At 71.8% G+C, this 22545-nt stretch carries 15 protein-coding genes and 2 pseudogenes; 16 read left to right on the top strand and 1 reads right to left on the bottom strand.

The window, feature by feature from the left end; genetic code table 11:
- Position 1 precedes the first annotated feature (1 nt).
- Positions 2–1255 (top strand): ABC transporter permease, encoded by a 1254-nt coding sequence (locus FNH04_RS17945; RefSeq protein ID WP_228031466.1) that lies wholly within the window; start codon positions 2–4, stop codon positions 1253–1255.
- A 79-nt stretch (positions 1256–1334) separates the two neighbouring features.
- On the opposite strand, the gene FNH04_RS17950 is transcribed toward FNH04_RS17945, so the two are convergent.
- Positions 1335–2405 (bottom strand): mechanosensitive ion channel family protein, encoded by a 1071-nt coding sequence (locus tag FNH04_RS17950; protein WP_322723238.1) that lies wholly within the window; start codon positions 2403–2405, stop codon positions 1335–1337.
- A gap of 386 nt (positions 2406–2791) precedes the next feature.
- Here FNH04_RS17950 and FNH04_RS17955 point away from each other — a divergent pair, with 386 nt between their 5' ends.
- The 15 genes and pseudogenes from FNH04_RS17955 (at position 2792) to FNH04_RS18020 (ending at position 22349) form a co-directional block, all read left to right on the top strand.
- Entirely contained in the window at positions 2792–3328 is a 537-nt protein-coding gene (locus FNH04_RS17955; protein ID WP_322723239.1) for an HNH endonuclease, read from the top strand.
- A gap of 733 nt (positions 3329–4061) precedes the next feature.
- The gene (locus FNH04_RS17960) at positions 4062–4850 is read left to right on the top strand and encodes a hypothetical protein (protein ID WP_152785416.1); all 789 of its coding nucleotides are present in this window, start codon (positions 4062–4064) and stop codon (positions 4848–4850) included.
- 349 nt (positions 4851–5199) lie between these two features.
- A complete protein-coding gene (locus tag FNH04_RS17965; protein WP_152785418.1) occupies positions 5200–6423 on the top strand; it encodes an ROK family transcriptional regulator in 1224 nt (407 codons plus the stop codon).
- Positions 6424–6564: 141 nt separating this feature from the next.
- Positions 6565–7905: an ABC transporter substrate-binding protein gene (locus FNH04_RS17970; protein ID WP_152785420.1), complete on the top strand. Its 1341-nt coding sequence runs from the start codon at positions 6565–6567 to the stop codon at positions 7903–7905.
- 27 nt (positions 7906–7932) lie between these two features.
- The gene (locus FNH04_RS17975; protein WP_322723242.1) at positions 7933–8874 is read left to right on the top strand and encodes a carbohydrate ABC transporter permease; all 942 of its coding nucleotides are present in this window, start codon (positions 7933–7935) and stop codon (positions 8872–8874) included.
- A gap of 2 nt (positions 8875–8876) precedes the next feature.
- The gene (locus FNH04_RS17980; RefSeq protein WP_152785425.1) at positions 8877–9767 is read left to right on the top strand and encodes a carbohydrate ABC transporter permease; all 891 of its coding nucleotides are present in this window, start codon (positions 8877–8879) and stop codon (positions 9765–9767) included.
- A 90-nt stretch (positions 9768–9857) separates the two neighbouring features.
- Complete coding sequence (locus tag FNH04_RS17985; protein WP_322723240.1) at positions 9858–11123, top strand: 6-phospho-beta-glucosidase; 1266 nt, start codon at positions 9858–9860, stop codon at positions 11121–11123.
- 68 nt (positions 11124–11191) lie between these two features.
- The gene (locus FNH04_RS17990) at positions 11192–12148 is read left to right on the top strand and encodes an N-acetylglucosamine kinase (protein WP_322723243.1); all 957 of its coding nucleotides are present in this window, start codon (positions 11192–11194) and stop codon (positions 12146–12148) included.
- Between the two features lie 318 nt (positions 12149–12466).
- Positions 12467–13903 (top strand): hypothetical protein, encoded by a 1437-nt coding sequence (locus FNH04_RS17995; protein WP_322723241.1) that lies wholly within the window; start codon positions 12467–12469, stop codon positions 13901–13903.
- A gap of 29 nt (positions 13904–13932) precedes the next feature.
- Complete coding sequence (locus FNH04_RS18000; protein ID WP_152785427.1) at positions 13933–14952, top strand: glutamate ABC transporter substrate-binding protein; 1020 nt, start codon at positions 13933–13935, stop codon at positions 14950–14952.
- A gap of 162 nt (positions 14953–15114) precedes the next feature.
- Entirely contained in the window at positions 15115–16473 is a 1359-nt protein-coding gene (locus FNH04_RS18005) for a hypothetical protein (RefSeq protein WP_228031467.1), read from the top strand.
- Positions 16470–19157, top strand: coding sequence for a serine/threonine-protein kinase (locus tag FNH04_RS18010; protein ID WP_152785429.1), 2688 nt, complete (start codon positions 16470–16472; stop codon positions 19155–19157). Before FNH04_RS18005 ends, FNH04_RS18010 begins: the two co-directional genes overlap by 4 nt.
- Positions 19158–19169: 12 nt before the next feature.
- Positions 19170–19223, top strand: a pseudogene (locus tag FNH04_RS49415) (hypothetical protein); the annotation flags it as partial.
- A gap of 249 nt (positions 19224–19472) precedes the next feature.
- Positions 19473–20792, top strand: a pseudogene (locus tag FNH04_RS18015) (PP2C family protein-serine/threonine phosphatase); the annotation flags it as partial.
- A 210-nt stretch (positions 20793–21002) separates the two neighbouring features.
- On the top strand, positions 21003–22349 hold the full coding sequence (locus FNH04_RS18020) for a vWA domain-containing protein (protein ID WP_152785433.1): 1347 nt from the start codon (positions 21003–21005) through the stop codon (positions 22347–22349).
- Positions 22350–22545: the final 196 nt, after the last annotated feature.

Genomic DNA, 22545 nt, shown 5'->3' on the forward strand with positions numbered 1-22545 from the left:
GCTGGCGACGGGGTTCATGCTCGGCGCGGCGGTGCTGGCCTCGGTGTCGGGGCGGCAGTACCGCGTTTCGCTCGCCGCCGGGCTGCTCGACGAGCCGGGTCCGCGCTCGGGCGTGATGCTCGCGCTGCTGCTCCTGCTGGTGCCCGTGCTCGGCTTCCTCGGCCAGTGCGCCCGGATCGGCGCCGTGCACCGTGACCGGCGCCTGGCCGGGCTGCGGCTCGCGGGAGCGTCGGCCGGGCAGGCGCGGCGGATCGCCGCGCTGGAGTCGGGGCTGGCGTGCCTGGTGGGCTCGGCGGTCGCCACGGTGTTCTTCGTCCTGTTCCTGCTGGGCCTGGCGGACCCGCCTGCGCTCGTCTGGGTGGGGATCGCGCTGGTCGGGCTCGCGATCCCGTTGCTGGGTGCTCTCGTGAGCGCCCTCGCGCTGCGCCGGGTGGTGGCCTCGCCGCTCGGCTGGGTACGGCGGGTGCGGCCGACCGCGGGCCGGGGCGTGTACGCCGCGTACCTGGCGACGGCACTGGCTCTGCTGCCGGTGGGGCTCCTCGTGGCGCCGGGCGAGTTCGGCGGGCCCGGCACGGCTCCGCTGACGGCCTTCACCGTGGTGATCCTGACCGGCATGGGCGCGGTATGGCTGACCGGCGCGACCTCGCGGCTCACAGGCCGGATGCTGGCCGCTCGCAGCGGGAACCCCGCCGTGCTGATCGCCGCGGAACGCCTGCGCGACGACCCGTGGGCGGCGGCCCGCACCCACGCGGCGGTGCTCCTGGTGACCGTCGTCGGCACCGGCTTCATGGGTGTACGGCACGGACTGCTCGCCACCCTGAACGCACGCGGGCCCGAGCGACTGGCCGCGAGCATGACCTTCTACACCACCGGCATCAACCTCACCGGCGCGGCCATCGTCGTCGCCCTCGCCATCACGCTCTCCGGCCTGGCCGTCGGCGCCGCCGAGTCGCTGGCCACCCGGCGCCGGGGCCTGGCCGCGCAGGTCGCGGCGGGGGTGCCGCGCACCGTGCTCGTCCGGGCACTGCTGCTGGAGACCGCGCTCCCGCTCGCCCCGGCGGTCCTGTTGGCGGGCGCCGGCGGCATGGCGATCGGTGTCACGTACACGTCCTTCGCCGACGGCGGAGGCTGGGGCGTGCCGTACGAGGCGCTCCTGGTCCCGGTGGCGGTGTACGCCCTCTGCCTCCTGGCCGCGGCCACCTCGCTCCCGCTCCTGCGCCGCACCCTGAACCCGGCGGAGCTGCGCTACGCGTAACGCCGGCAGAACGGGCTCGGCGCCCCGGGAGGCACGGGGGACCTTCCGGGGCGCCGAGTCGTAACGGGCGTACGGAGCACTACTTCGTGGGGCTCGCCGGGGCGATCGGCGCCGCGCGCTCCGACTGGGGCGACGACGTGGAGGAGTACGCCGACGGGGGCGCCATGCCCGCCGACGGGTCCACGTCCGGCTCCGCCTCGGCCTGGGCCGGGATACCACCCACGATGGGGATGTCGGCCGCGTCGAAGGCCCGCTTGATACGCCAGCGCAGCTCGCGCTCCACGGTCAGGGCCTTGCCCGGCATCGTCTTGGCCGAGACACGGACCACCATCGAGTCGAGCTGGACGCTGTCCAGGCCCAGGACCTCGACCGGGCCCCAGAGGCGCTCGTTCCAGGGCTCGTCCTTGCTCAGCTGCTCGCCGACCTCCAGCAGCAGGCGGCGGACCCGGTCCAGGTCCTCGTCGGAGCGGACCGTGACGTCGACTCCGGCGGTGGACCAGCCCTGGGAGAGGTTGCCTATGCGCTTGACCTCGCCGTTGCGGACGTACCAGATCTCGCCGTTGTCACCGCGCAGCTTGGTCACGCGCAGCCCCACCTCGATCACCTCTCCGGAGGCGACCCCCGCGTCCACGGTGTCGCCGACCCCGTACTGGTCCTCGAGGATCATGAAGACACCGGAGAGGAAGTCCGTCACCAGGTTCCGGGCACCGAAACCGATCGCCACACCCGCGACACCGGCCGAGGCCAGCAGCGGTGCCAGGTTGATCTCGAAGGTGGCGAGGATCATCAGGCCGGCGGTGCCCATGATCAGGAACGAGGCCACCGAACGCAGGACCGAGCCGATGGCCTGGGAGCGCTGGCGGCGGCGCTCCACGTTGACCAGGAGCCCGCCGAGGGCCGTGCCGTCGACCGCCTGGGCCGTACGGTTCATCCGGTCGATGAGCTTGGTGATGGCGCGGCGGATCGCCACTCTCAGCACGGCCGCGATCACCAGGATCAGCAGGACCCGCAGACCGATCGCGAGCCAGGTGGACCAGTTCTCCTCGACCCAGCTCGCGGCGTCGGTCGCGCTCTCCTGGGCGTCCTGGAGCGTGGGGGCCGTCGGTTCCTCACCGGGTTCGGCGGCCGACAGCAGGACGGACAAGGACACGGCAGGTACCTCCAGGTGTAGCGGATCCGCCAGCAGACAGTGGGGGACACGGCCCAGGAACCGCCGCGGACCCGTCACGAACGTGGACGAGCCCTGACCGGACCGTGGGTGGGCGTGGACTGCCGGACAGAACCACCACACTATCGGGGCATCGTGTGGGGATCGTTGTGATGTTCGGGGGAGAGACCGTGCTCCACCAGTGGTGAACAGGCCGAATGAACTGGGGGGATGAACCGTTGGCGATCCGGGGGATGAATGACGTGTGGTCGAAAACACTCCCAGCCCGTTACCGGGACATGGTGGCGCTTCCACCAGGCATGAGGGGAGACTGACTACGGATCGTCCACGGCGCGAGCCACGCGCCGCCGGCGTACAAGGAGGCATCCGTGCCGCACGTCCTGGTCCTCAACGCGTCGTACGAGCCACTCGGCGTCGTACCGCTCCGCCGCGCGCTCGTCCTCGTCCTCGAGAACAAGGCCATATGCCTCGAGGAGTCCGGCGCCTTCATGCACAGCGCGACCGTCACAGTCCCCGCACCCAGCGTGGTCCGGCTCAAAAGGTTCGTTCGGGTCCCTTACCGGGGGCCCGTTCCACTGACCCGTCGGGCGCTGTTCGCCCGTGACGGGGGCCGGTGCATGTACTGCGGTGGCGTCGCAACCAGCGTCGACCACGTCATCCCGCGCAGTCGCGGGGGCAAGCACGTGTGGGACAACGTGGTGGCGTCCTGCCGTCGCTGCAACCACGTCAAGGCCGACCGTCATCTCGTCGAGATAGGCTGGCGGCTCCGCCACAAACCCGCCCCACCCACCGGCCTGGCCTGGCGCATCATCGGGACCGGCCATAGGGACCCGCGCTGGCTGCCCTACCTGCAGCCGTACGGCGCGGACGACGCGTTGGCCCGGATCGACGGCATCTCCGCCTGACGATCCGGGCTTTTCCATGCCCTGGCGCTCCGCTGAGAACGCCGGGTGCCGCTCCGGGCCCCGGGGGACGCCAACGCCCCGGGGCCTTGAGGTGTGTCCGGGGCCTGAGTGTGTGTGCCCGGGGCCTTGAGGTGCTTCCGGGGCCTTGAGGTGTGTCCGGGGGCTTGAAGCGTCAAAGGGGCGCCCACTTGATCGGTCCGCCGCCAAGGCCCCCGAGCCCCCGAGTGCCTCGACAAGCCGGGGCGTACGCGGCCCGGAGCCTTGAGGCGCAGGGGCGCACCCGCCAGATCCGGCCCACCGCCGACACAACCCGGTGCCTCCACGCGCCGCAGGCATGTGCGCGTGCGCGGTCACGGACCGTGATCCGCAGTCCTGAGCTCGGGGACACCAGCGGCACCGCCGGATCAGGCCGACGGCCACGCACCCGGGGAACCTCTCCAGGCCAGGGCGCGCCCCGGATCAGGCCCACCGCCGCAGTACCCGGAAGCCCACGAGGCCAGCCGCTCGCGGCACGCCAGACCGCGCTCCGCTTCCCGCGTCCCGTCCTCCGGGTGCGCCAGGCGCCCCCCGCGGATGACGTGCGCCGGAAGTCCGCGCCGGGCGCGGAGTCTCACACCGTTCTCATGGATATTCCGCATTCCGCTTCTGCCTCGCCTTCACCTAGGGTCACCCCAACAGCGGGCCCTTGTTCTGGAGCGCAACGCCCAGGGGTCCGTTTCGAATGTGGGGATACATGCGAAAGCTCGCACTGGGCACCGCCCTCTCCGGTGCCCTGGCTCTGTCGGCCCTCGCCGTGCCGTCGGCGCAGGCGCTGACGCCGGACATCACCTTCTCGAACGTGGTCGTCAACAGCGGGAAGGCGATCACGGTCGGAACGACCAACACGGTCACCGTTCCGGTCACGTACACGATCACGCGCTCCGCCGACGTCCAGTTCGCCGACGTCAACACCACGGTCCTGCTCTACCGCGGCACCAGCGTCGCCACCGCCGAGAACATCCTCGGTCCGGGCGGGACACCCACCTGCACGGCCGTGGACGACACCACGCAGAACTGCACCGGCGACATCACCATCGACCCGCAGTACGAGCTGTTCGAGGCCGCCGACGCCACCACCTGGAAGTCCGTCGCCGAGTACGAGCGCACGGACGGCGACGGCTACGACTACGTCGGCCGCGCCACCCCCGCCACGGCCACCCTCAAGCGCGCCGCCAAGCTCACCACCAACGCCACACCGGAGCCGGTGGCCAAGGGCAAGACCCTCACCGTCAAGGGCAACCTGACCCGCGCGAACTGGGCGACCGGCTCGTACAGCGGCTACACCAGCCAGTCGGTGACCCTCCAGTTCAAGGCCGCGGGCAGCGACACGTACACGAACGTCAAGACGGTGACCTCGGGCACGGCCGGCGCCCTGTCCACCACCGTCACCGCCTCGGTCGACGGCTCCTACCGCTACACGTTCGCCGGCACGTCCACCACGGCCGCGAAGACGTCCACGGCCGACTTCGTCGACGTGCAGTGAAGCCAACCTCAAGGCGTGCCCCAACGGCACGCGCCGCGTGACACCGCCCCCGAGGCGACGAGTTCGTCGCCTCGGGGGCGGTTCGCGTGAGGGCCCGGGGCCGTCCACCGCCGGCTTCGGCGACGTGGGGCAGGCCCACGCGATCCCACGCCCCGCCGTCCGCACATAACGACTCCGTTGCCTCGGGCGCGGTCCGCGTTCCACCCCTTGACGACTCATTGGTTTAGACCTACGGTCCTGCCAACCAATAGGAAACTTTCCTAACAGTGGCCGTGGTCCACGACCCCGTATGGACCCCGCGACCACCTCACTGGAATGCTGAGCAGCCGAGAGGCAGGTGTCGACACGCATGGCAGGAACCGGACCCGGCAGCACTCCGGGCACCCCACGCGTTCTGCGCGCCATGAACGACCGCGCCGCCCTCGACCTGCTCCTCGCCCACGGCCCCCTGTCCCGCACCCGTATCGGGAAGCTCACCGGACTGTCGAAGCCGACCGCCTCGCAGCTCCTGGCCCGGTTGGAGGCGGCGGGACTCGTCCTGGTGACCGGCACCAGCGAGGGCAGACCCGGACCGGGCGCCCAGCTGTACGCGCTGAACCCCGCCGCCGCGTACGCCGCCGGACTCGACGTGACCCCCGAGCGCATCCTCGCCGCCGTCGCCGACATCACCGGCCGCACGGTGGGCGAGCACGAGGTCCCCACCCCGGGACGCCGCTCCGGGCACGCCGCCGTACGGCAGGTCACCGACGCCCTCGACGGGGCCGTCAAGGCCGCCGGGCTCGCCCGGGACGACGTCCACCGGCTCGTCATCGGCACCCCGGGCGCCTTCGACCCGGGCACGGGCCGGCTGCGCTACGCCTCCCATCTGCCCGGATGGCACTCCCCCACCCTCCTGGGCGAGCTGGCCGCCGCGCTGCCGATGCCGGTCGAGTACGAGAACGACGTCAACCTCGTCGCCCTCGCCGAACAGCGGCTGGGCGCGGCCCGGGGCCACGACGACTTCGTCCTGCTGTGGAACGAGGGCGGCCTCGGCGCCGCGCTCGTCCTCGGCGGCCGACTGCACCGCGGCTGGACCGGCGGCGCCGGCGAGGTGGGTTTCCTGCCGGTGCCGGGCGCCCCCCTGGTCCGCCATGTCAGCAAGGCGGGCAGCGGCGGCTTCCAGGAGCTGGCCGGCGCGCAGGCCGTCCCGAGGCTGGCCCGTGAACTGGGGGTCGAGGACATCCCGGAGGGGCCGTACACCGAGGTCGCCGCCACTCTCGTGGCCCGGGCCGCGGACAGCGGCCCGGGCCACGGCCCCCACCGACGGCTCCTGGAGGCGTACGCGACGGCCCTGGCCACCGGTCTGGCCTCACTGGTCTCCGTGCTCGACCCCGAACTCGTCGTCCTCAGCGGTTCCGCGCTCACCTCGGGGGGCGAACCCCTCCGTGCCCTCGTCCAGGCCGAGCTGGCGGAACTCGCCGCGACCCGGCCCCGGCTCGTCGTCGGCGACGTGACCGAGCATCCCGTCCTGCGCGGCGCGCTGGAGAGCGCGCTCGCGACCACCCGCGACGAGGTCTTCGACACCTCGCGCTGAGCCCCGTACCCGCACGGCCCCCACGTACGGAAACCCGCACGGCCTCCGCGTACGGGCACCCCTTACGTCCCCCTCGCAGTCCATCCCCGTCCCACCGGTCCCACCCGTCCCACGTCATCCCTGCCCTGGAGAGACCCCGTCATGTCCAGAATGCCCAAGAACGCGGCCATCGCGCTCGCCGCCTCCGCCTCCCTCGCCCTCCTCGCCACCGCCTGTACCGGCCAGTCGCAGACCGCCGCCTCGGACGACCCGAACGCCAAGACGACGATCACCTTCTGGCACGGCTGGAGCGCCCCCGCCGAGGTCAAGGCGATCCAGGAGAACGTCGACAGCTTCGAGAAGGCCCACCCCAACATCACGGTGAAGGTCGTCGGCAACATCAACGACGACAAGCTCAACCAGGCGCTGCGCGCGGGCGGTTCCAAGGGGCCGGACGTGGTGTCGTCGTTCACCACCTCCAACATCGGCAAGTTCTGCTCCTCCGGGGCCTTCCTCGACCTCAAGCCCTTCATCGAGAAGTCGAAGCTCGACCTCGACAAGGTCATCCCGAAGCCGATGCTGGACTACACCCAGTTCGAGGGCACCCGCTGCGCGCTGCCGCTGCTGGGCGACGCCTACGGCCTCTACTACAACAAGGACGCCTTCGAGAAGGCGGGCATCAAGTCCCCGCCGAAGACCTGGTCGGAGTTCGCGAAGGTCGCCAAGAAGCTGACGAAGTCCAAGGGCGACAGCTACGAGCAGCTCGGCTTCATGCCGACCTACCACGGCTACGAGACGGTCGTGGACCACTACATGTCCCAGTGGGACCACGCCTACTTCGACAAGGACGGCAAGTCGAACATCGCCAAGGACCCGGCGTTCGCGGAGATGTTCACGTACCAGAAGAAGCTGATCGACGACCTCGGCGGCTTCGCGAAGCTGGAGAAGTACCGCAACACCTTCGGTGACGAGTGGGGCGCGGAGCACCCCTTCCACAAGGGCCAGGTGGCCATGCAGCTCGACGGCGAGTGGCGGCTGGGCATGGCCAAGGACGCCGTGGGGAGCGACTTCGAGATCGGCACCGCTCCGCTGCCCGTGGCCGACGACGAGGTCGACGAGTACGGCAAGGGCTTCCTCTCCGGCACGATCATCGGCATCGCCCCCCAGAGCAAGAAGCAGAACGCGGCCTGGGAGCTGGTGAAGTACCTGACGACCGACACCGCGGCCGTCGTCTCCTTCGCCAACGCCATCCACAATGTGCCGTCCACGTTCGAGGCCCTGAAGTCGCCCGACCTGGAGGTGGACCCCGCCTTCAAGACGTTCATCGACATCGCGCAGCACCCGAAGTCGAACACCCCGCCGGCCTCCATCAACGGCTCCACGTACCAGACGACCCTCCAGGACTTCGGCTACCAGTACGAGTCCGGTAAGGCGAAGGACCTCAAGGCCGGTCTGGAGAAGACCGCCGAGCAGATCGACCGCGACATCGAGCAGGCGAAGTAGCGTTCGATGTCCACGCAGAGTCTGCGCGTGTCCACACGCACACTCCGTTCGAAGCGCCGTATGTCGGCGCTTCGGACGGTGGCCTTCCTGTCACCGTGGCTCATCGGCTTCGGCGTCTTCTTCGCCTATCCGCTGGTGTCCACCGTGTACTTCTCGTTCATGAAGTACGACGGCTTCGGCGTACCGGAGTTCCGGGGCCTCGGCAACTGGGCCTACGTCTTCAACGACTACCCGCTGTTCTGGCCGGCGCTGCGCAACACGCTGTGGCTGGTCCTGGTGATGGTGACCTGCCGGGTGCTGTTCGGCCTCGGCGTCGGTCTGCTGATCACGAAGATCAAGACCGGCACGGGCGTCTTCCGCACCCTCTTCTACCTCCCCTACCTCGCCCCGCCCGTCGCCGCGACGCTGGCCTTCGTCTTCCTCCTCAACCCCGGCACGGGGCCGGTCAACTCCATCCTGGGCGACCTCGGCCTGCCGACGCCCGGCTGGTTCACCGATCCCACCTGGTCCAAGCCGGCCCTCACCGCGCTCGCGCTGTGGGGCGTGGGCGACCTCATGGTCATCTTCATGGCCGCGCTGCTCGACGTACCGAAGGAGCAGTACGAGGCCGCCGAGCTGGACGGGACGTCGGCCTGGCAGCGGTTCCGGTTCGTGACGCTGCCGAACATCTCGCCGATCGTGATGTTCGCCGTCGTCACGGGCGTGATCCAGACGATGCAGTACTACACGCAGCCGCTGGTGGCGGGGAAGGTCGCCTCCGGCATCATCGGCGGCTCCGGCCAGCAGTTCGAGCCGGGCTACCCGGACAAGTCGACCCTGACGCTGCCCCAGCTCGTCTACAACCTCGGCTTCCAGCGCTTCGACTACGGCTCGGCCTGTGTGGTCGCGCTGGTGCTGTTCGCCCTCGCCATGGCGTTCACCGCGCTGCTGATGCGGCGCCGGGGCGGACTCATCCAGGCAGGTGACTGACCATGACCCAAGTACTGGACAATCCGGTGCGGTTGAGCACGCCGACCACCGCCGAGCGCACGGCCCGCCGCAGGGCGTTCCTGGAGTGGATCGCCGTCCACTCCCTCGGCGTCGCGGCCGCGCTCTTCTTCACCCTGCCCTTCGTGTTCGTCGTCCTGACCTCGCTGATGAGCGGCCAGCAGGCCCTCACCCGCGACCTCGTGCCGGACAGCTGGGAGTGGGGCAACTACCGGCAGGTCTTCGACACACCCGGCTTCCTGACCTGGTGGAAGAACACGCTGGTCTACGCGGGACTGGGTACGGTCCTCACCGTCGTGTCCTCGGTCCCCGTGGCGTACGCGCTCGCCAAGTTCCGCTTCCGCGGCCGGAACCTCTCGCTGATGCTGGTCATCTCGATGATGATGCTGCCGCCGCAGGTGGTCATCATCCCGATGTACCTGTTCTGGGCCAAGCAGTTGGACCTGTCGGGCTCGCTGTGGCCGGTGATCATTCCGATGGCGTTCGGGGACGCGTTCTCCATCTTCCTGCTGCGGCAGTTCCTGATGACGATCCCGAACGAGTACCTGGACGCCGCGAAGGTGGACGGCTGCGGGGAGCTGCGGACCCTGCTGCGGGTCGTCCTGCCGATGGCGAAGCCCGGCATCGCGGCCGTCGCCCTGTTCCAGTTCTTCTACGCCTGGAACGACTACTTCGGCCCGCAGATCTACGCCTCCGAGAACCCGGGCGCGTGGACCCTGAGTTACGGCCTGGAGTCCTTCAAGGGCGCGCACCACACCGACTGGAACCTGACCATGGCCGCGACCGTGCTGGTCATGGCCCCCGTGATCCTCGTGTTCTTCTTCGCACAGAAGGCGTTCGTCGAGGGCGTCACCCTGACCGGAGTAAAGGGTTGATCCACGTATGCGGTGTTCTCCCGGGGGACAAGCCCCGGACCCCCGGCCGAAGCTCGACGGCTCCGCACGCATGAATGCGAGGAATCCCCAGTGAAGCTCACCGTGGTCGGCGGAGGGTCGACCTACACCCCCGAACTCATCGACGGGTTCGCCCGGCTCAGGGACACGCTGCCGATCGAGGAGCTGGTGCTCGTCGACCCGGCGGCCGACCGGCTGGAGCTGGTCGGCGGCCTCGCCCGGCGCATCTTCGCGCGGCAGGGCCACAAGGGACGGATCGTCACGACAGGCGACCTGGACCAGGGGGTCGACGGCGCGGACGCCGTGCTGCTCCAGCTCCGCGTCGGCGGCCAGGCGGCCCGCGAACAGGACGAGACCTGGCCGCTGGAGTGCGGCTGTGTCGGTCAGGAGACCACCGGCGCGGGAGGGCTCGCCAAGGCGCTGCGTACGGTGCCGGTGGTGCTGGACATCGCCGAGCGGGTCCGGCGCACCAACCCGGACGCGTGGATCATCGACTTCACCAACCCGGTGGGCATCGTGACCCGGGCCCTGCTCCAGGCCGGGCACAAGGCGGTCGGGCTGTGCAACGTGGCCATCGGCTTCCAGCGGAAGTTCGCGGGCCTGCTCGGGGTGGCCCCGGCCCAGGTGCACCTGGACCACGTGGGCCTCAACCACCTCACCTGGGAGACCGGCGTACGCCTCGGCGGCCCCGAGGGCGAGGACGTGCTGCCCAAGCTGCTCGCCGAGCACGGTGAGGCCGTCGCGGCCGACCTGCACCTGCCGCGCCCGCTGGTCGACGGCCTGGGCGTCGTCCCGTCGTACTACCTGCGCTACTACTACGCGCACGACGAGGTCGTGCGGGAACTGCGGACCAAGCCGTCACGGGCCGCCGAAGTGGCGGAGATGGAGCGGAGGTTGCTGGAGCTGTACGCCGACCCCACGCTGGACGAGAAGCCCGGGCTGCTCGCCAAGCGGGGCGGGGCCTACTACTCGGAGGCCGCGGTGGACCTGGCGGCGGCGCTGCTCGGCGGGTCCGGCAGCGCGTTCCAGGTCGTCAACACGTACAACCGGGGCACGCTGCCCTTCCTGCCGGACGACGCGGTGATCGAGGTGCAGGCGGCGGTCGGCCCGCAGGGCACGGCCCCACTTCCGGTGGCGCCCGTCGACCCGCTGTTCGCGGGGCTGATGGCGAACGTGACGGCGTACGAGGACCTGGCGCTGGAGGCCGCCCTGCGCGGGGGGCGCGAGCGGGTCTTCCGGGCGCTGCTCGCGCACCCCCTGATCGGCCAGTACGCGTACGCCGAGACCCTCACCGACCAGTTGATCGCGCACAACCGGGAGCACCTCGCGTGGGCGTGACGTCAGCCGGAGCCGTCACCGGGCCCGTCAGCGACGGTACGGCGCCCGTGGCCGGCCCTGCCGCCCGCGTGCTCGCGATCGACGCCGGCAACAGCAAGACCGACGTGGCGGTGATCGCGGCCGACGGGCAGGTGGTCGGCGCGGGGCGCGGCGGCGGGTTCCAGCCGCCGGTGGTCGGGGTCGAGGCGGCGGTGGACAGGGTGGCCGACGCGGTGCGGGAGGCCTTCGCCCAGGCCGGTGTCCGCTCGGTCGCCCATGTCTCCGCCTGCCTGGCGAACGCCGACTTCCCCGTCGAGGAGGAGCGGCTGACGGCCGCGCTGCACGCGCGCGCGTGGGGGGCGACCGTGGACGTGCGCAACGACACCTTCGCGATCCTGCGGTCCGGGATCGCCGAGCCCCGCGGGGTGGCCGTCGTCTGCGGGGCGGGCATCAACTGCGTGGGCATGCGCCCCGACGGCCGTACCGCCCGCTTCCCGGCGATCGGCCGGATCTCCGGTGACTGGGGCGGCGGCTCGGGCCTCGCGGAGGAGGCCCTCTGGTATGCGGCCAGGGCGGAGGACGGCCGGGGCGAGCCGACGTCCCTCGCCCGCGCCCTCCCGGCCCACTTCGGCCTGGACTCCATGTACGCGCTCATCGAGGCGCTGCACCTGGGGCGGGTCGAGGAGGTCCGCCGCCACGAGCTCACGCCCGTCCTGTTCGCCACGGCGGCGGAGGGCGATCCGGTGGCCCGCGCGCTCGTGGACCGGCTGGCGGACGAGGTCGTCGCCATGGCGACGGTGGCCCTGACCCGTCTGGACCTCCTCGGTGAGGAGACGCCCGTGCTCCTCGGCGGCGGTGTCCTGGCCGCCCGCCATCCGCAGCTGGACACCCGTGTCCGCGACCTGCTGAGCGCCCGCGCCCCCAAGGCCGTCCCCCGGGTCGTCACGGCCCGCCCGGTCCTGGGCGCCGCCCTGCTCGGCCTCGACCGGGTGGGTGCCCCGGACGAGGTGCACGCGCGCGTGCGGGCGTACTACGAGGAGGGCTGACCCCGGCCCGCGGATGTCCCCGTCCGCGGTGTCCCCCGAAAGGGTGTCAACCAGCGGGAACCGAACCGAACCCGACGGCGTATTCATGGGCGGGGGGTCGTGCGGGAAGCCTCTCGCGGTGCGGTGAGCCGGCAACCGGGCGGTGGATCCGAACAAGATCCAGTGAAGGCCTGTGCGGATGCCGGTCCCGGCGGCGATACTTGCGGCCGTGCGCTTCCGCTCATACGCCGGACAGCGTGCGGCGCCGGTCCGGTGCGACGTCACCCGTGGCGTCCGCACCGGGCGAGGTGACCGACGGATGGCCATGGGGGAGGTCAGGTGACAGACACGTCGAAGGGCAGCGCGGCGCCACCGGTCCTGGCGGCGCCCACGGTACCGGCCGTGCCGCGGCAGTCCGCGTACGCGCCGCCGGTGCCGCCCGGCGGCCCCGACCCCGCCCCGCCGCGCCGCACGGCGTTCATGGAGGGCGTCGACCAGGTGCGCGCGGCCTCGACGACCGAGCCGGGCCGGCTGCGGATCATCGGGGCCGCCCTCGCCTTCCTGGTCGTCGCCTTCGGGGCCGTCACCGCCTGGCAGATGTCGGACCGCTCGTCGGCCGCCGACGACGTGCTGTACAGCAGCCAGCCCCTGAGCGTCGCCGCGGCCGACGTGTACCGCGCCCTCGCCGACGCCAACACGGCGGCCTCCAGCGGTTTCCTGGCCGGCGGTCAGGAGACCCCCGAGTTCCGCACCCGGTACGAGAGGGACATCAGGGACGCCGCCGACGGTCTGGCCAAGGCCGCGGCCGCCTCGGAGCCGGGCTCCTCCTCCGCGGACACGGTCGCCGAGCTCAACGAGCTGCTGCCCGAGTACAAGGGCCTCGTCGAGCGGGCGCGCTCCAACAACCGCCTGGGCTACCCGCTGGGCGGCGCGTACCTGCGGTACGCGGACCAGAAGATGCAGGAGGAGATGCTCCCGAAGGCCGAGCGTCTCTACAAGAACGAGAACCAGCGCCTGAGCGACGACTACGACAGCGCGACGTCCTACCCCTGGGCCGGGATCGCCCTCGGCGTCCTCGCCCTCGGCGCCCTGGTGTGGGCCCAGCGCCGCAGCTACCACCACACGAACCGGGTGCTGAACCAGGGTCTCGTCGCGTCCACCGCGGCCTGTGCCGCCGTCCTGCTGTGGCTCGTCGCCGGCCACACCCTCGCCCGCTCGGAGCTCCTCGACTCGTACGACAACGGCGTACGTTCCCTGAACGTGCTGAACGACGCCCGGATCGCCTCCCTCAAGGCGCGCGGCAACGAGAACCTGACGCTGATCAGCCGCGGCGCGGAGACCACGAAGAGCGGCGAGGACAAGTTCGACAGCGACTTCAAGAAGGACATGACGACGCTCTCGGCGAAGCTGGCGCGCGCCGAGGACATCGCCGAGGACCAGGCGGGCAGAGGGCCCGTGAGCGAGGCCACCGGCAACATGGAGGTCTGGCTCGACCGCCACAAGGAAGCGCGCAAGGAGGACAACGAGGGCGACTACCAGGCCGCCCTGGACAAGATCATCGGATCCGAGGACAAGAAGCCCACGGGCGAGTGTTTCGACAGCGTCGTGAAGAACCTGGAGAAGGCGCTCGGACACGAGCAGGCTGAGTTCAAGCTGGCGGCGGGGGACGGCCGGGCCGCGATGACCGGTCTTCCCGTGGGTGCCGCCGTGCTCGCCGTGCTGGGCGCGTCGGGCGCCGTGCTCGGCATCGGGCGCAGGCTGTCGGAGTACCGGTGATGAGGACAGTGGTGGAAGGGGGCGCGGTGATGACTGCGGCACGACGCCTGAAGGCCAGTCTGAAGGGCTGGGGCGGCGTGGGCGCGATGGGCGTCGCCTGCGCCCTCACCGCGGCCTTCGTGCTGGTGCCGCTGCGTGAGGTGCCTCTCACCGACACCGCGGCCACGGCCGGTTCGGGCGCCTCCCGGGGTGCCTACGCGAGGGCGGAGGAGTGCACGGACCCCGAGAAGCAGAGCCCTGCGCCGTCGGGTGCCGAGAGCGGCACGACGATCGCGGCCATCAAGAAGCGCGGCCACCTGGTCGTCGGCGTCGACCAGAACAGCTACCGCTGGGGCTACCGCGATCCCAACAGCGAGGACGACAAGGCCGATCTGGAGGGGTTCGACATCGACCTCGCCCACCGGATCGCCGACGAGATCCTCGGCGACCGCGAGGACAACATCCGCTTCCGGGCCGTCCCCACGAACCAGCGCGTTCCCGCGATCCGGGACGAGCAGGTGGACATGGTGGTCCGCACCATGACGATCAGCTGTTCGCGCCTGAAGGAGGTCGCCTTCTCCGCGCCCTACTTCCGCACCGGCCAGCAGGTGCTCGCCCCGAAGTCCTCGACGATCGAGGGCTACGACGAGACGCTGGCGGAGAAGAAGATCTGCACGGCGACCGGCTCGACCGCGCTCGACACGCTGGAGGCCGACAAGGAGGACGGCGACCTCGTCTCCTCCGCCGTCATATCCCCGCCCGTCCCCAACCAGCTCGACTGCCTGGTGAGGCTCCAGCTCGGCGAGGTCGACGCGGTGGTCACCGACGGCGCCCTCGCCGCGAGCCAGGCCGCGCAGGACCCGACGGTCGAGCTCAAGGGCGAACCCTTCACCACCGAGTACTACGGCGTGGCGATGAAGAAGGAGGCGACCGACCTGGTGCGCCGGGTCAACCAGGTCCTGGAGGACTACCGCGCGAGCGGCTGGAACGACTCGTACGACAAGTGGCTCGCCCCCACCCTCGGTGAGGACCCGTCGACGTCACGGCCGCCGCCGCCCGAGTACAAGTGACCCACGACCGGGAACGAACAGCACGGCAGCGCACGACCCCCGGCCCGGCAGGAAAGCACGTCCGATAAGACCACAACCGGCACACGAACAACCGACCTGATACGACTGGAGAGTTGCCCGGGCGCCGCACGCGCGGGGAACGACGAGAGCGAGAGGTGATCGATGGGCGTCGCGGGATCCACCGGGCCGGTGATGGACCGGGACGAGGTGGACCGTGCGCTGGCCCGGCTCGGCGCGGAGCACGAGGCGATCGAGACCTCGCTCCTCGCCCTGCAGGACCACGCGGGCCGCAGACTCCTCGAAGGCGCCGAGCTCACGGGCGTCACCAAGGAGCGCTGGACGGCCGCGGAGGCGTCAATCACCCTCCTGTGGGCGTACTTCGACGCGTACTCGGACGCGCTGCGCTCGGCCCGCGAGATCCGTGCCCGCCGCCGCTGGTCGAGCCGTGAGGACCTGGTCGAGCTGACCGAGCTGCTGCGCGGCAGCGGCGTCACGGTCGCGGGCAGCGTCACGGCCACGGCGAACGCGCCGACACTGACGGGCCACGGCAAGCTGAGCGAGCGTTTCTCGCTGGCCGAGCTCGTGGAGCGGATGAACGGGCTGTACGCGTCCTCGCTGGACATGGTGGTCGCCGCGGACGCGGTCTGGTCGGCTCTGCCCGCCCGGATCGACCTGCTGGCCGCCGAGCTGCAGCGCACGCGCCGGCTCGCGCACTCCGTGGGCGTACGCCCGGGCGAGCACCCGGCGGGCGACGACCTGGAGCGGATCACCCGCACCCTGACCTCCCTGCGCGAACGGGTGGTGTCCGATCCACTGGCGTACTGGGTCCCCGCACAGGGGAGTTCGGCCCCCGGCGGCGGCCGTCCCGACACCTCGACGTACGACCGGGAGGCACGCGCCCTGGAGGACGTACGGCGGGAGATCGACGCCGTGCTGACGGTCCGCCAGGACGCCGAGGCCCGGCTGGTGAGGCTGAGGGACGTGCTGAGCCGCGCGGACCGTACGCTCGCCGAGGCGCGCAGCGCCCGCGGTGAGGTGCTCGCGAAGATCGCCGCGACCGAGGTGCCCGTGGTCAGCGGCCCGCCCACCGTGCTGCAGGAGCAGCTCGCCACGGCGGCCGAGTACCGCAGACACGCGCAGTGGCACCGTCTGTCCCCGCTCCTCGAGTCCCTGGAGCAGAAGGCGGAGGACGAACTGATGCGCGCCCGCGAGTCGTTGACGGCCGTCACCGCGCCCCTGGCGGTCCGCGCCGAGCTCCGCGGCCGGATCGACGCTTACAGGGCGAAGGTCGCCCGGCACGGTCTCGCGGAGGACCCCTTCCTCATCGAGCGGTACGACGCGGCCCGCCGCATGCTGTGGAGCGCGCCCTGCGATCTGCGGGTCGCCGAGCAGGCGGTGCTGCGCTACCAGCGGGCGGCCACCGAGATGCTGAGCACCGGGGGTTCCCAAGCGGAGCGCGGTCCGGGAGCAGGCGGACCGGACGGGACCGGGCGCGTGAGCGACAGGGGTGATGCCGTATGAGTCAGCAGCAGGCATGCCAGCGGCCCGGCTGCTCCGGTTCGTACGAGGACATGGGCGGCGGCGAGCTGTACTGCGGCACGTGCGGTCTGGCGCCGGTCGTCACGGCATCGGGGTCTCCGCTGCTCGAGCGCGGTCGAGAGCCAGGGGAAGGCATGCTCAGCTCCCCCGCGACCGGGATCACCAGCCATGCCAAGGGCGCCCGCGGATCGAGCGGGTCCGGCGGATCGAGCGGGTCGGGCAGATCCGGCGGGTCCGGCGGGTCGAGCAGCAGCTCCCGCGCCGGCTCCCGGTCGTCCTCGCGGTCCTCCCAGTCCCGGCGTTCGGTCTCCGGCCGGCTGTCGCGCTCGCTCTCGGGGCGGTCGACGGGCCGCTCGGTGTCGGTCCGCAGCTCCGGTTCGACGGCCGGTTCCTCCGGGCGCGCCCGGCTCGGTGTGGGCCTGGTGCAGGTCCCGCAGGTGCCGCGGCCCGACCCCCGCGCGATGGTCCTGGAGAACCCCGAGGTGCCCGAGCGCAAGCGGTTCTGCTCGCGCTCGGACTGCGGGGCTCCGGTGGGGCGGGCGCGCGGTGACCGGCCGGGGCGTGTGGAGGGCTTCTGCACCAAGTGCGGCCACCCGTACTCGTTCGTGCCCAAGCTGACGTCCGGTGACATCGTGCACGGCCAGTACGAGGTCGCGGGCTGTCTCGCGCACGGCGGGCTCGGCTGGATCTACCTCGCCGTCGACCGGGCCGTCTCCGACCGCTGGGTGGTCCTCAAGGGCCTGCTGGACACGGGTGACCAGGACGCGATGGCTGCCGCGATCTCCGAGCGCCGCTTCCTCGCCGAGATCGAGCACTCCAACATCGTCCGCATCTACAACTTCGTCGAGCACCTCGACCAGCGCACCGGCTCGCTGGACGGGTACATCGTCATGGAGTACGTCGGCGGCAAGTCGCTGAAGGAGATCGCCAACGGCCGCCGCACACCCGACGGCAAGCGCGACCCGCTGCCGGTCGAGCAGGCGTGCGCGTACGGCATCGAGGCGCTGGAGGCGCTCGGTCATCTGCACAGCCGCAACCTGCTGTACTGCGACTTCAAGGTCGACAACGCGATCCAGGCCGAGGACCAGCTCAAGCTGATCGACATGGGCGCGGTCCGCAGGATGGACGACGACGAGTCGGCCATCTACGGCACGGTCGGCTACCAGGCGCCGGAGGTCGCGGACATCGGCCCCTCGGTGGCGTCCGACCTCTACACCGTGGCCCGCACGCTGGCCGTCCTGGCCTTCGACTTCCAGGGCTACACGAACGTGTTCGTGGACTCCCTGCCCGACCCGGACCACATCGAGGTCTTCCGCCAGTACGAGTCCTTCTACCGGCTGCTGGTCCGCGCCACCGACCCCGACCCGGCCCGCAGGTTCGCCTCCGCGCAGGAGATGTCGGAGCAGCTCACGGGTGTGCTGCGCGAGGTCGTGTCCGTGCAGACAGGACGTCCGCGACCGGCGCTCTCGACGCTGTTCGGGCCGGAACTCAGGGTCACGGACACGGAGTTGTTCGCCGAACCGAGCGGGGACGTGTCGCGGCTGGGGGTGCGCGCCGCTCCCGTACGGCGGCGGAAGGGCGCGGCCGCCGAGACCGCCGCGCAGTCGGCACCCAACGGCGCGGTGCCTGCCGGGACGGCGCCCCACGGGACCCTGCCCGACGGAGCGGCACCCGGTGGAGTGCCTCCGTTCCCGCTGCCGCCCCCCGGCGCGGCGGCCACCCTCGTCAAGCCGCTCGACACGGCCGCCGCCGCGCTCGCGCTGCCCATCCCCCGGGTCGACCCGGGTGACCCCAACGCCGGCTTCCTCGCCGGGCTCATCGCCTCCGCGCCCACCGAGCTGATCACCGCACTGCACGCGGCGCCCACCGGCTCGCTGGAACTGCGTCTGCGCGAGCTGCGCGCCCGGTTGGAGATGGGCGGGTTCGCCGACGCGGTCGGCACGCTGGACGCCCTGGAGCGGGACCACCCGGACGACTGGCGGGTGGTCTGGTACCGGGGCGTGGCGGCGCTCGCGACCGGCGACCACGAGGGCGCGGCGCTGGCGTTCGACGCGATCTACGACGCGTTCCCCGGCGAGCCCGCGCCCAAGCTGGCCCTCGGGCTGTGCGCGGAGGTGCTCGGGCAGCTGGACAACGCCGCCGAGTACTACCGCCTGGTGTGGTCGACCGACCCCAGCCATGTGAGCAGCGCGTTCGGCCTGGCCCGGGTGCAGCTCGCGGCGGGCGACCGGAGCGGTGCCGTCCGCACGCTGGAGTCCGTGCCGGAGGCGTCGATCCACTACACCGCGGCCCGCGTCGCCGCCGTACGGGCGCGCCTTCGTCAACGTACGGACGAGGCGGCGGGCGAACCCTTCCTGGAAGAACTCATCGCCGCGGCGGGCCAGGTGGAGGCGCTCCGCGGGTACGGTCTGGACGCCCTGCGCCGCGAGCAGTTGTCCACAGAGGTCCTCGGCTGCGCGCTGGACTGGGTACTCTCCGGTAGCCAGGGTTCAGCACCACCGGCGGGCGGCGGGCGTGTGCTGCTCGGGAGCGCGCTGGACGAGCGCGGCCTCCGCTTCGGCCTGGAGCGCTCGTACCGCACGCTGGCCCGGCTCGCGCAGGGCGGCGAGGAGAGGATCGACCTGGTGGAACGTGCCAACCGTTACCGCCCCCGGACGTGGGTGTAGTTGATGTCGCAGATGCCCCAGCTGGCCGCCTGCCCGAGTTGCGAGTGGCCCCTCGAATCGGGTGACCGCTTCTGCGGCGCGTGCGGGTACGACCTGTCGGTGGTCCCCGCCCCGCCGGAGGACACCCCGACGATCACCATGAACGGCGCGGCGGCGCCCCCGCCGGCCGAGGGCGCCCCGGTGAGCTGGCCGGTCGCCCCCGGAACCGACGGCTCCGACACTCCGGCGCCGGTGCACCTGCCCAGCGACATCCGGGGGACGGACTCGGGCGGCTCCGAACTGCACGTCCAGGGAGAGCCGATGGGAGAACCGCCGGGCGAAGCCGGCCCGCAGCAGCCGCATGTGCCGGGACCTCATGTGCCAGGACCCCAGCCACACGTGCCGGGGGCGCGGCCGCCTGGCCCGGGGGCACAGCCGCCTGGCCCGGGGGCACAGCCGCCTGGCCCGGGGGCACAGCCGCCTCTGCCGGGACCGCAGCCGCATGTGCCGGGGCCGCAGCCGGATGGCTCCCCGCCACACGGTTCCGAGCCACACGGTTCCGAACCACACGGTTCCGAGCCGCACGCGCAGGCCGCGCCGTCGGGTCAGGAACAGCCCGCGGCGCGCGGTGTGCGGTTCGACCGGCGCGCCGGGCTCTCCGCCGACGCGGGCGACTACCACCTGGCCGCGCCCCAGCCCGTCGACCCCCGTACGGCGGACCTCGCGACACCGCCCGCCGGCACCAAGACCTGCGTGGCGTGCCGCTCGGGGCACGTCGACCGGGACGGCTACTGCGAGAACTGCGGGCACGCCCAGCCCCGTGAACGCGACCACATGGAGCAGGAACTGGGCTCGGTGGCCGCGGTCAGCGACCGGGGACTGCGCCACCACCGCAACGAGGACGCCTTCGCCGTGTCCTCCACGGCGCTGCCCGACGGCACGCCCGCGGTCGTCGCGGTCGTCTGCGACGGCGTGTCCTCCGCGACGCGCCCCGACGACGCGTCGATGGCCGCGGCCCACGCCGCGAACGAGTCACTGCTGGAGGCCCTCCCGCGCGGCACGCACCCCCAGCCGGCCATGCACGACGCGATCGTCGCCGCCTCCAACGCGGTCAACTCCCTGGCCGAGGAGCCCGAGACGGCCCAGGAGCACGCCCCGCACCAGAACGCGCCCGCGTGCACCCTGGTCGCCGCCATCGTCACCTCCAGCCTGCTGGTCGTCGGCTGGGTCGGCGACAGCCGCGCCTACTGGGTACCGGCGGACCGCTCCTCACCCCCGGCCCGGCTGACCGAGGACGACTCGTGGGCCGCGCAGATGGTGGCCGCGGGGCTGATGAACGAGGCCGAGGCGTACGCCGACCGGCGCGCCCACGCCATCACGGGCTGGCTCGGCGCGGACGCGTACGAACTGGAGCCGCACACCGCTTCCTTCAAGCCGGACCGGCCGGGCGTGGTCGTGGTGTGCACCGACGGGCTGTGGAACTACGCCGAGGCGGCCGAGGAGATGGCCGAGGTCGTGCCCCCCGACGCCGCCCAGCGCCCACTGCACGCCGCCCGGGTACTGGTGGGCCACGCCCTCGACGGCGGGGGCCACGACAACGTAACAGTGGCCGTTCTGCCGTTCCCGGCCCCGCCACAGGGGGCAGGATCGGCCTGAGCGGTGCCCACCGGGGCACTGTCGCGGCCGGACGGGACCGGCCGGGGGTCACAGGCGAACGGCTGTCGACGACTCGGAGTCGGCCGGGGGATCGCGGGTGACCGGCCGGCCCACGGGACGGCCGGCGGGCCGGAGGGGACCGGCCCGTTCACACAGGCGCAGTCATCGCCCCACGCCGTAGTGGGGGGCCTTGAGGGGGAGCGGAGACGCATGGCCAATTTCTCGAAATCCAACGTGCCGCAGTTCTCGGTGGACGTGTACCAGAACGAGTACCTGCCAGAGGGCGGCCGCGAGGTCAACGCCATCGTGACGGTCAGCTCGACCGGCGGCGGCACCATCGGCAGCGCCGTCGCCGCTCCGCATCTCTACTCGCCGGGGCAGGGCCCGTCCGCGGCCGTGGCGATCATGGTCGACTGCTCGGGCTCGATGGACTACCCGCCGACGAAGATGCGCAACGCCCGCGACGCCACGGCCGCCGCGATCGACACCCTGCGCGACGGCGTGCACTTCGCGGTGATCGGCGGCACGCATGTCGCCAAGGAGGTCTACCCCGGCGACGGCCGGCTCGCCGTCGCCGGCGCCACCACCCGCGAACAGGCCAAGCAGGCCCTGCGCAAGCTGAGCGCGGGTGGCGGTACCGCGATCGGCACCTGGCTGAAGCTCGCCGACCGCCTGCTCGCCTCGGCGGACGTCGCCATCCGGCACGGCATCCTGCTCACCGACGGCCGCAACGAGCACGAGTCGCCGGAGGATCTGCGCGCCTCCCTGGACGCGTGTGCGGGCCGTTTCACCTGTGACGCACGGGGTGTCGGGACCGACTGGGAGGTCAAAGAGGTCACCGGGATCGCGTCCGCGATGCTCGGCACCGCCGACATCGTCGCCGACCCGGCGGGCCTCGCCGCCGACTTCACGCAGATGATGGAGACGGCCATGGGCAAGGAGGTCGCGGACGTCGCGCTGCGGCTGTGGACACCGGTGGGCACGGAGATCCAGTTCGTGAAGCAGGTGGCCCCCACGGTCGAGGATCTGACCGGCCGTCGCACCGAGGCGGGTCCGCGCGCCGGCGACTACCCGACCGGGTCGTGGGGAGACGAGTCGCGCGACTACCACGTGTGCGTGCGGGTGCCGTCCGCCGGTCTCGGCCAGGAAATGCTGGCCGCCCGTGTCTCGCTGGTGATCCCGCAGCCCGACGGCACCGTCCAGAACCTGGGCGCCCAGGGCCTCGTACGGGCCGTGTGGACGGACGACATGGCGGCCTCGACCTCCATCAACCCGCAGGTCGCGCACTACACGGGCCAGGCCGAACTGGCACAGGCCATCCAGCAGGGACTGGATGCCCGCAAAGCGGGAGATACCGACGGAGCAACGGCCAAGCTGGGGCGGGCCGTTCAGCTCGCGAGCGAGTCGGGGAACGCCGATACTGCGAAACTGCTTGCGAAGGTGGTGGACGTCGTCGACGCCACGACAGGTACTGTGCGACTGAAGGCGAAGGTCGCGGAGGCCGACGAGATGACTCTCGAGACACGGTCCACCAAGACTGTTCGTGTAAAGAAGTAGCGAGGCCGACCCCACCCCGGGGATCGGAAAAACCGGTCACACTGGCCCATCCTGGGCAAGCAACCCGGCCCGGACGGCCGGAAAGGAAAGGGGGACGCGCCGACATGCCGACCTGCCCGAACGGACACCAGTCGGGTTCCGACGACTGGTGCGAGGTCTGCGGTCACCGCATGGCCGGTGCCGTGCCCCCGCCACC

It is taken from the genome of Streptomyces phyllanthi (assembly GCF_009377205.1).
Taxonomy (GTDB): Bacteria; Actinomycetota; Actinomycetes; order Streptomycetales; family Streptomycetaceae; genus Streptomyces; species Streptomyces phyllanthi.

What these genes read in the sequence shown, in the direction of transcription:
- FNH04_RS17960 (WP_152785416.1), top strand. Translation starts at nt 4,062, where the DNA reads ATGCGAAAGCTCGCACTGGGCACCGCCCTCTCCGGTGCCCTGGCTCTG.
- FNH04_RS17965 (WP_152785418.1), top strand. Translation starts at nt 5,200, where the DNA reads ATGGCAGGAACCGGACCCGGCAGCACTCCGGGCACCCCACGCGTTCTG.
- FNH04_RS17970 (WP_152785420.1), top strand. Translation starts at nt 6,565, where the DNA reads ATGTCCAGAATGCCCAAGAACGCGGCCATCGCGCTCGCCGCCTCCGCC.
- FNH04_RS17980 (WP_152785425.1), top strand. Translation starts at nt 8,877, where the DNA reads ATGACCCAAGTACTGGACAATCCGGTGCGGTTGAGCACGCCGACCACC.
- FNH04_RS18000 (WP_152785427.1), top strand. Translation starts at nt 13,933, where the DNA reads ATGACTGCGGCACGACGCCTGAAGGCCAGTCTGAAGGGCTGGGGCGGC.
- FNH04_RS18005 (WP_228031467.1), top strand. Translation starts at nt 15,115, where the DNA reads ATGGGCGTCGCGGGATCCACCGGGCCGGTGATGGACCGGGACGAGGTG.
- FNH04_RS18010 (WP_152785429.1), top strand. Translation starts at nt 16,470, where the DNA reads ATGAGTCAGCAGCAGGCATGCCAGCGGCCCGGCTGCTCCGGTTCGTAC.
- FNH04_RS18020 (WP_152785433.1), top strand. Translation starts at nt 21,003, where the DNA reads ATGGCCAATTTCTCGAAATCCAACGTGCCGCAGTTCTCGGTGGACGTG.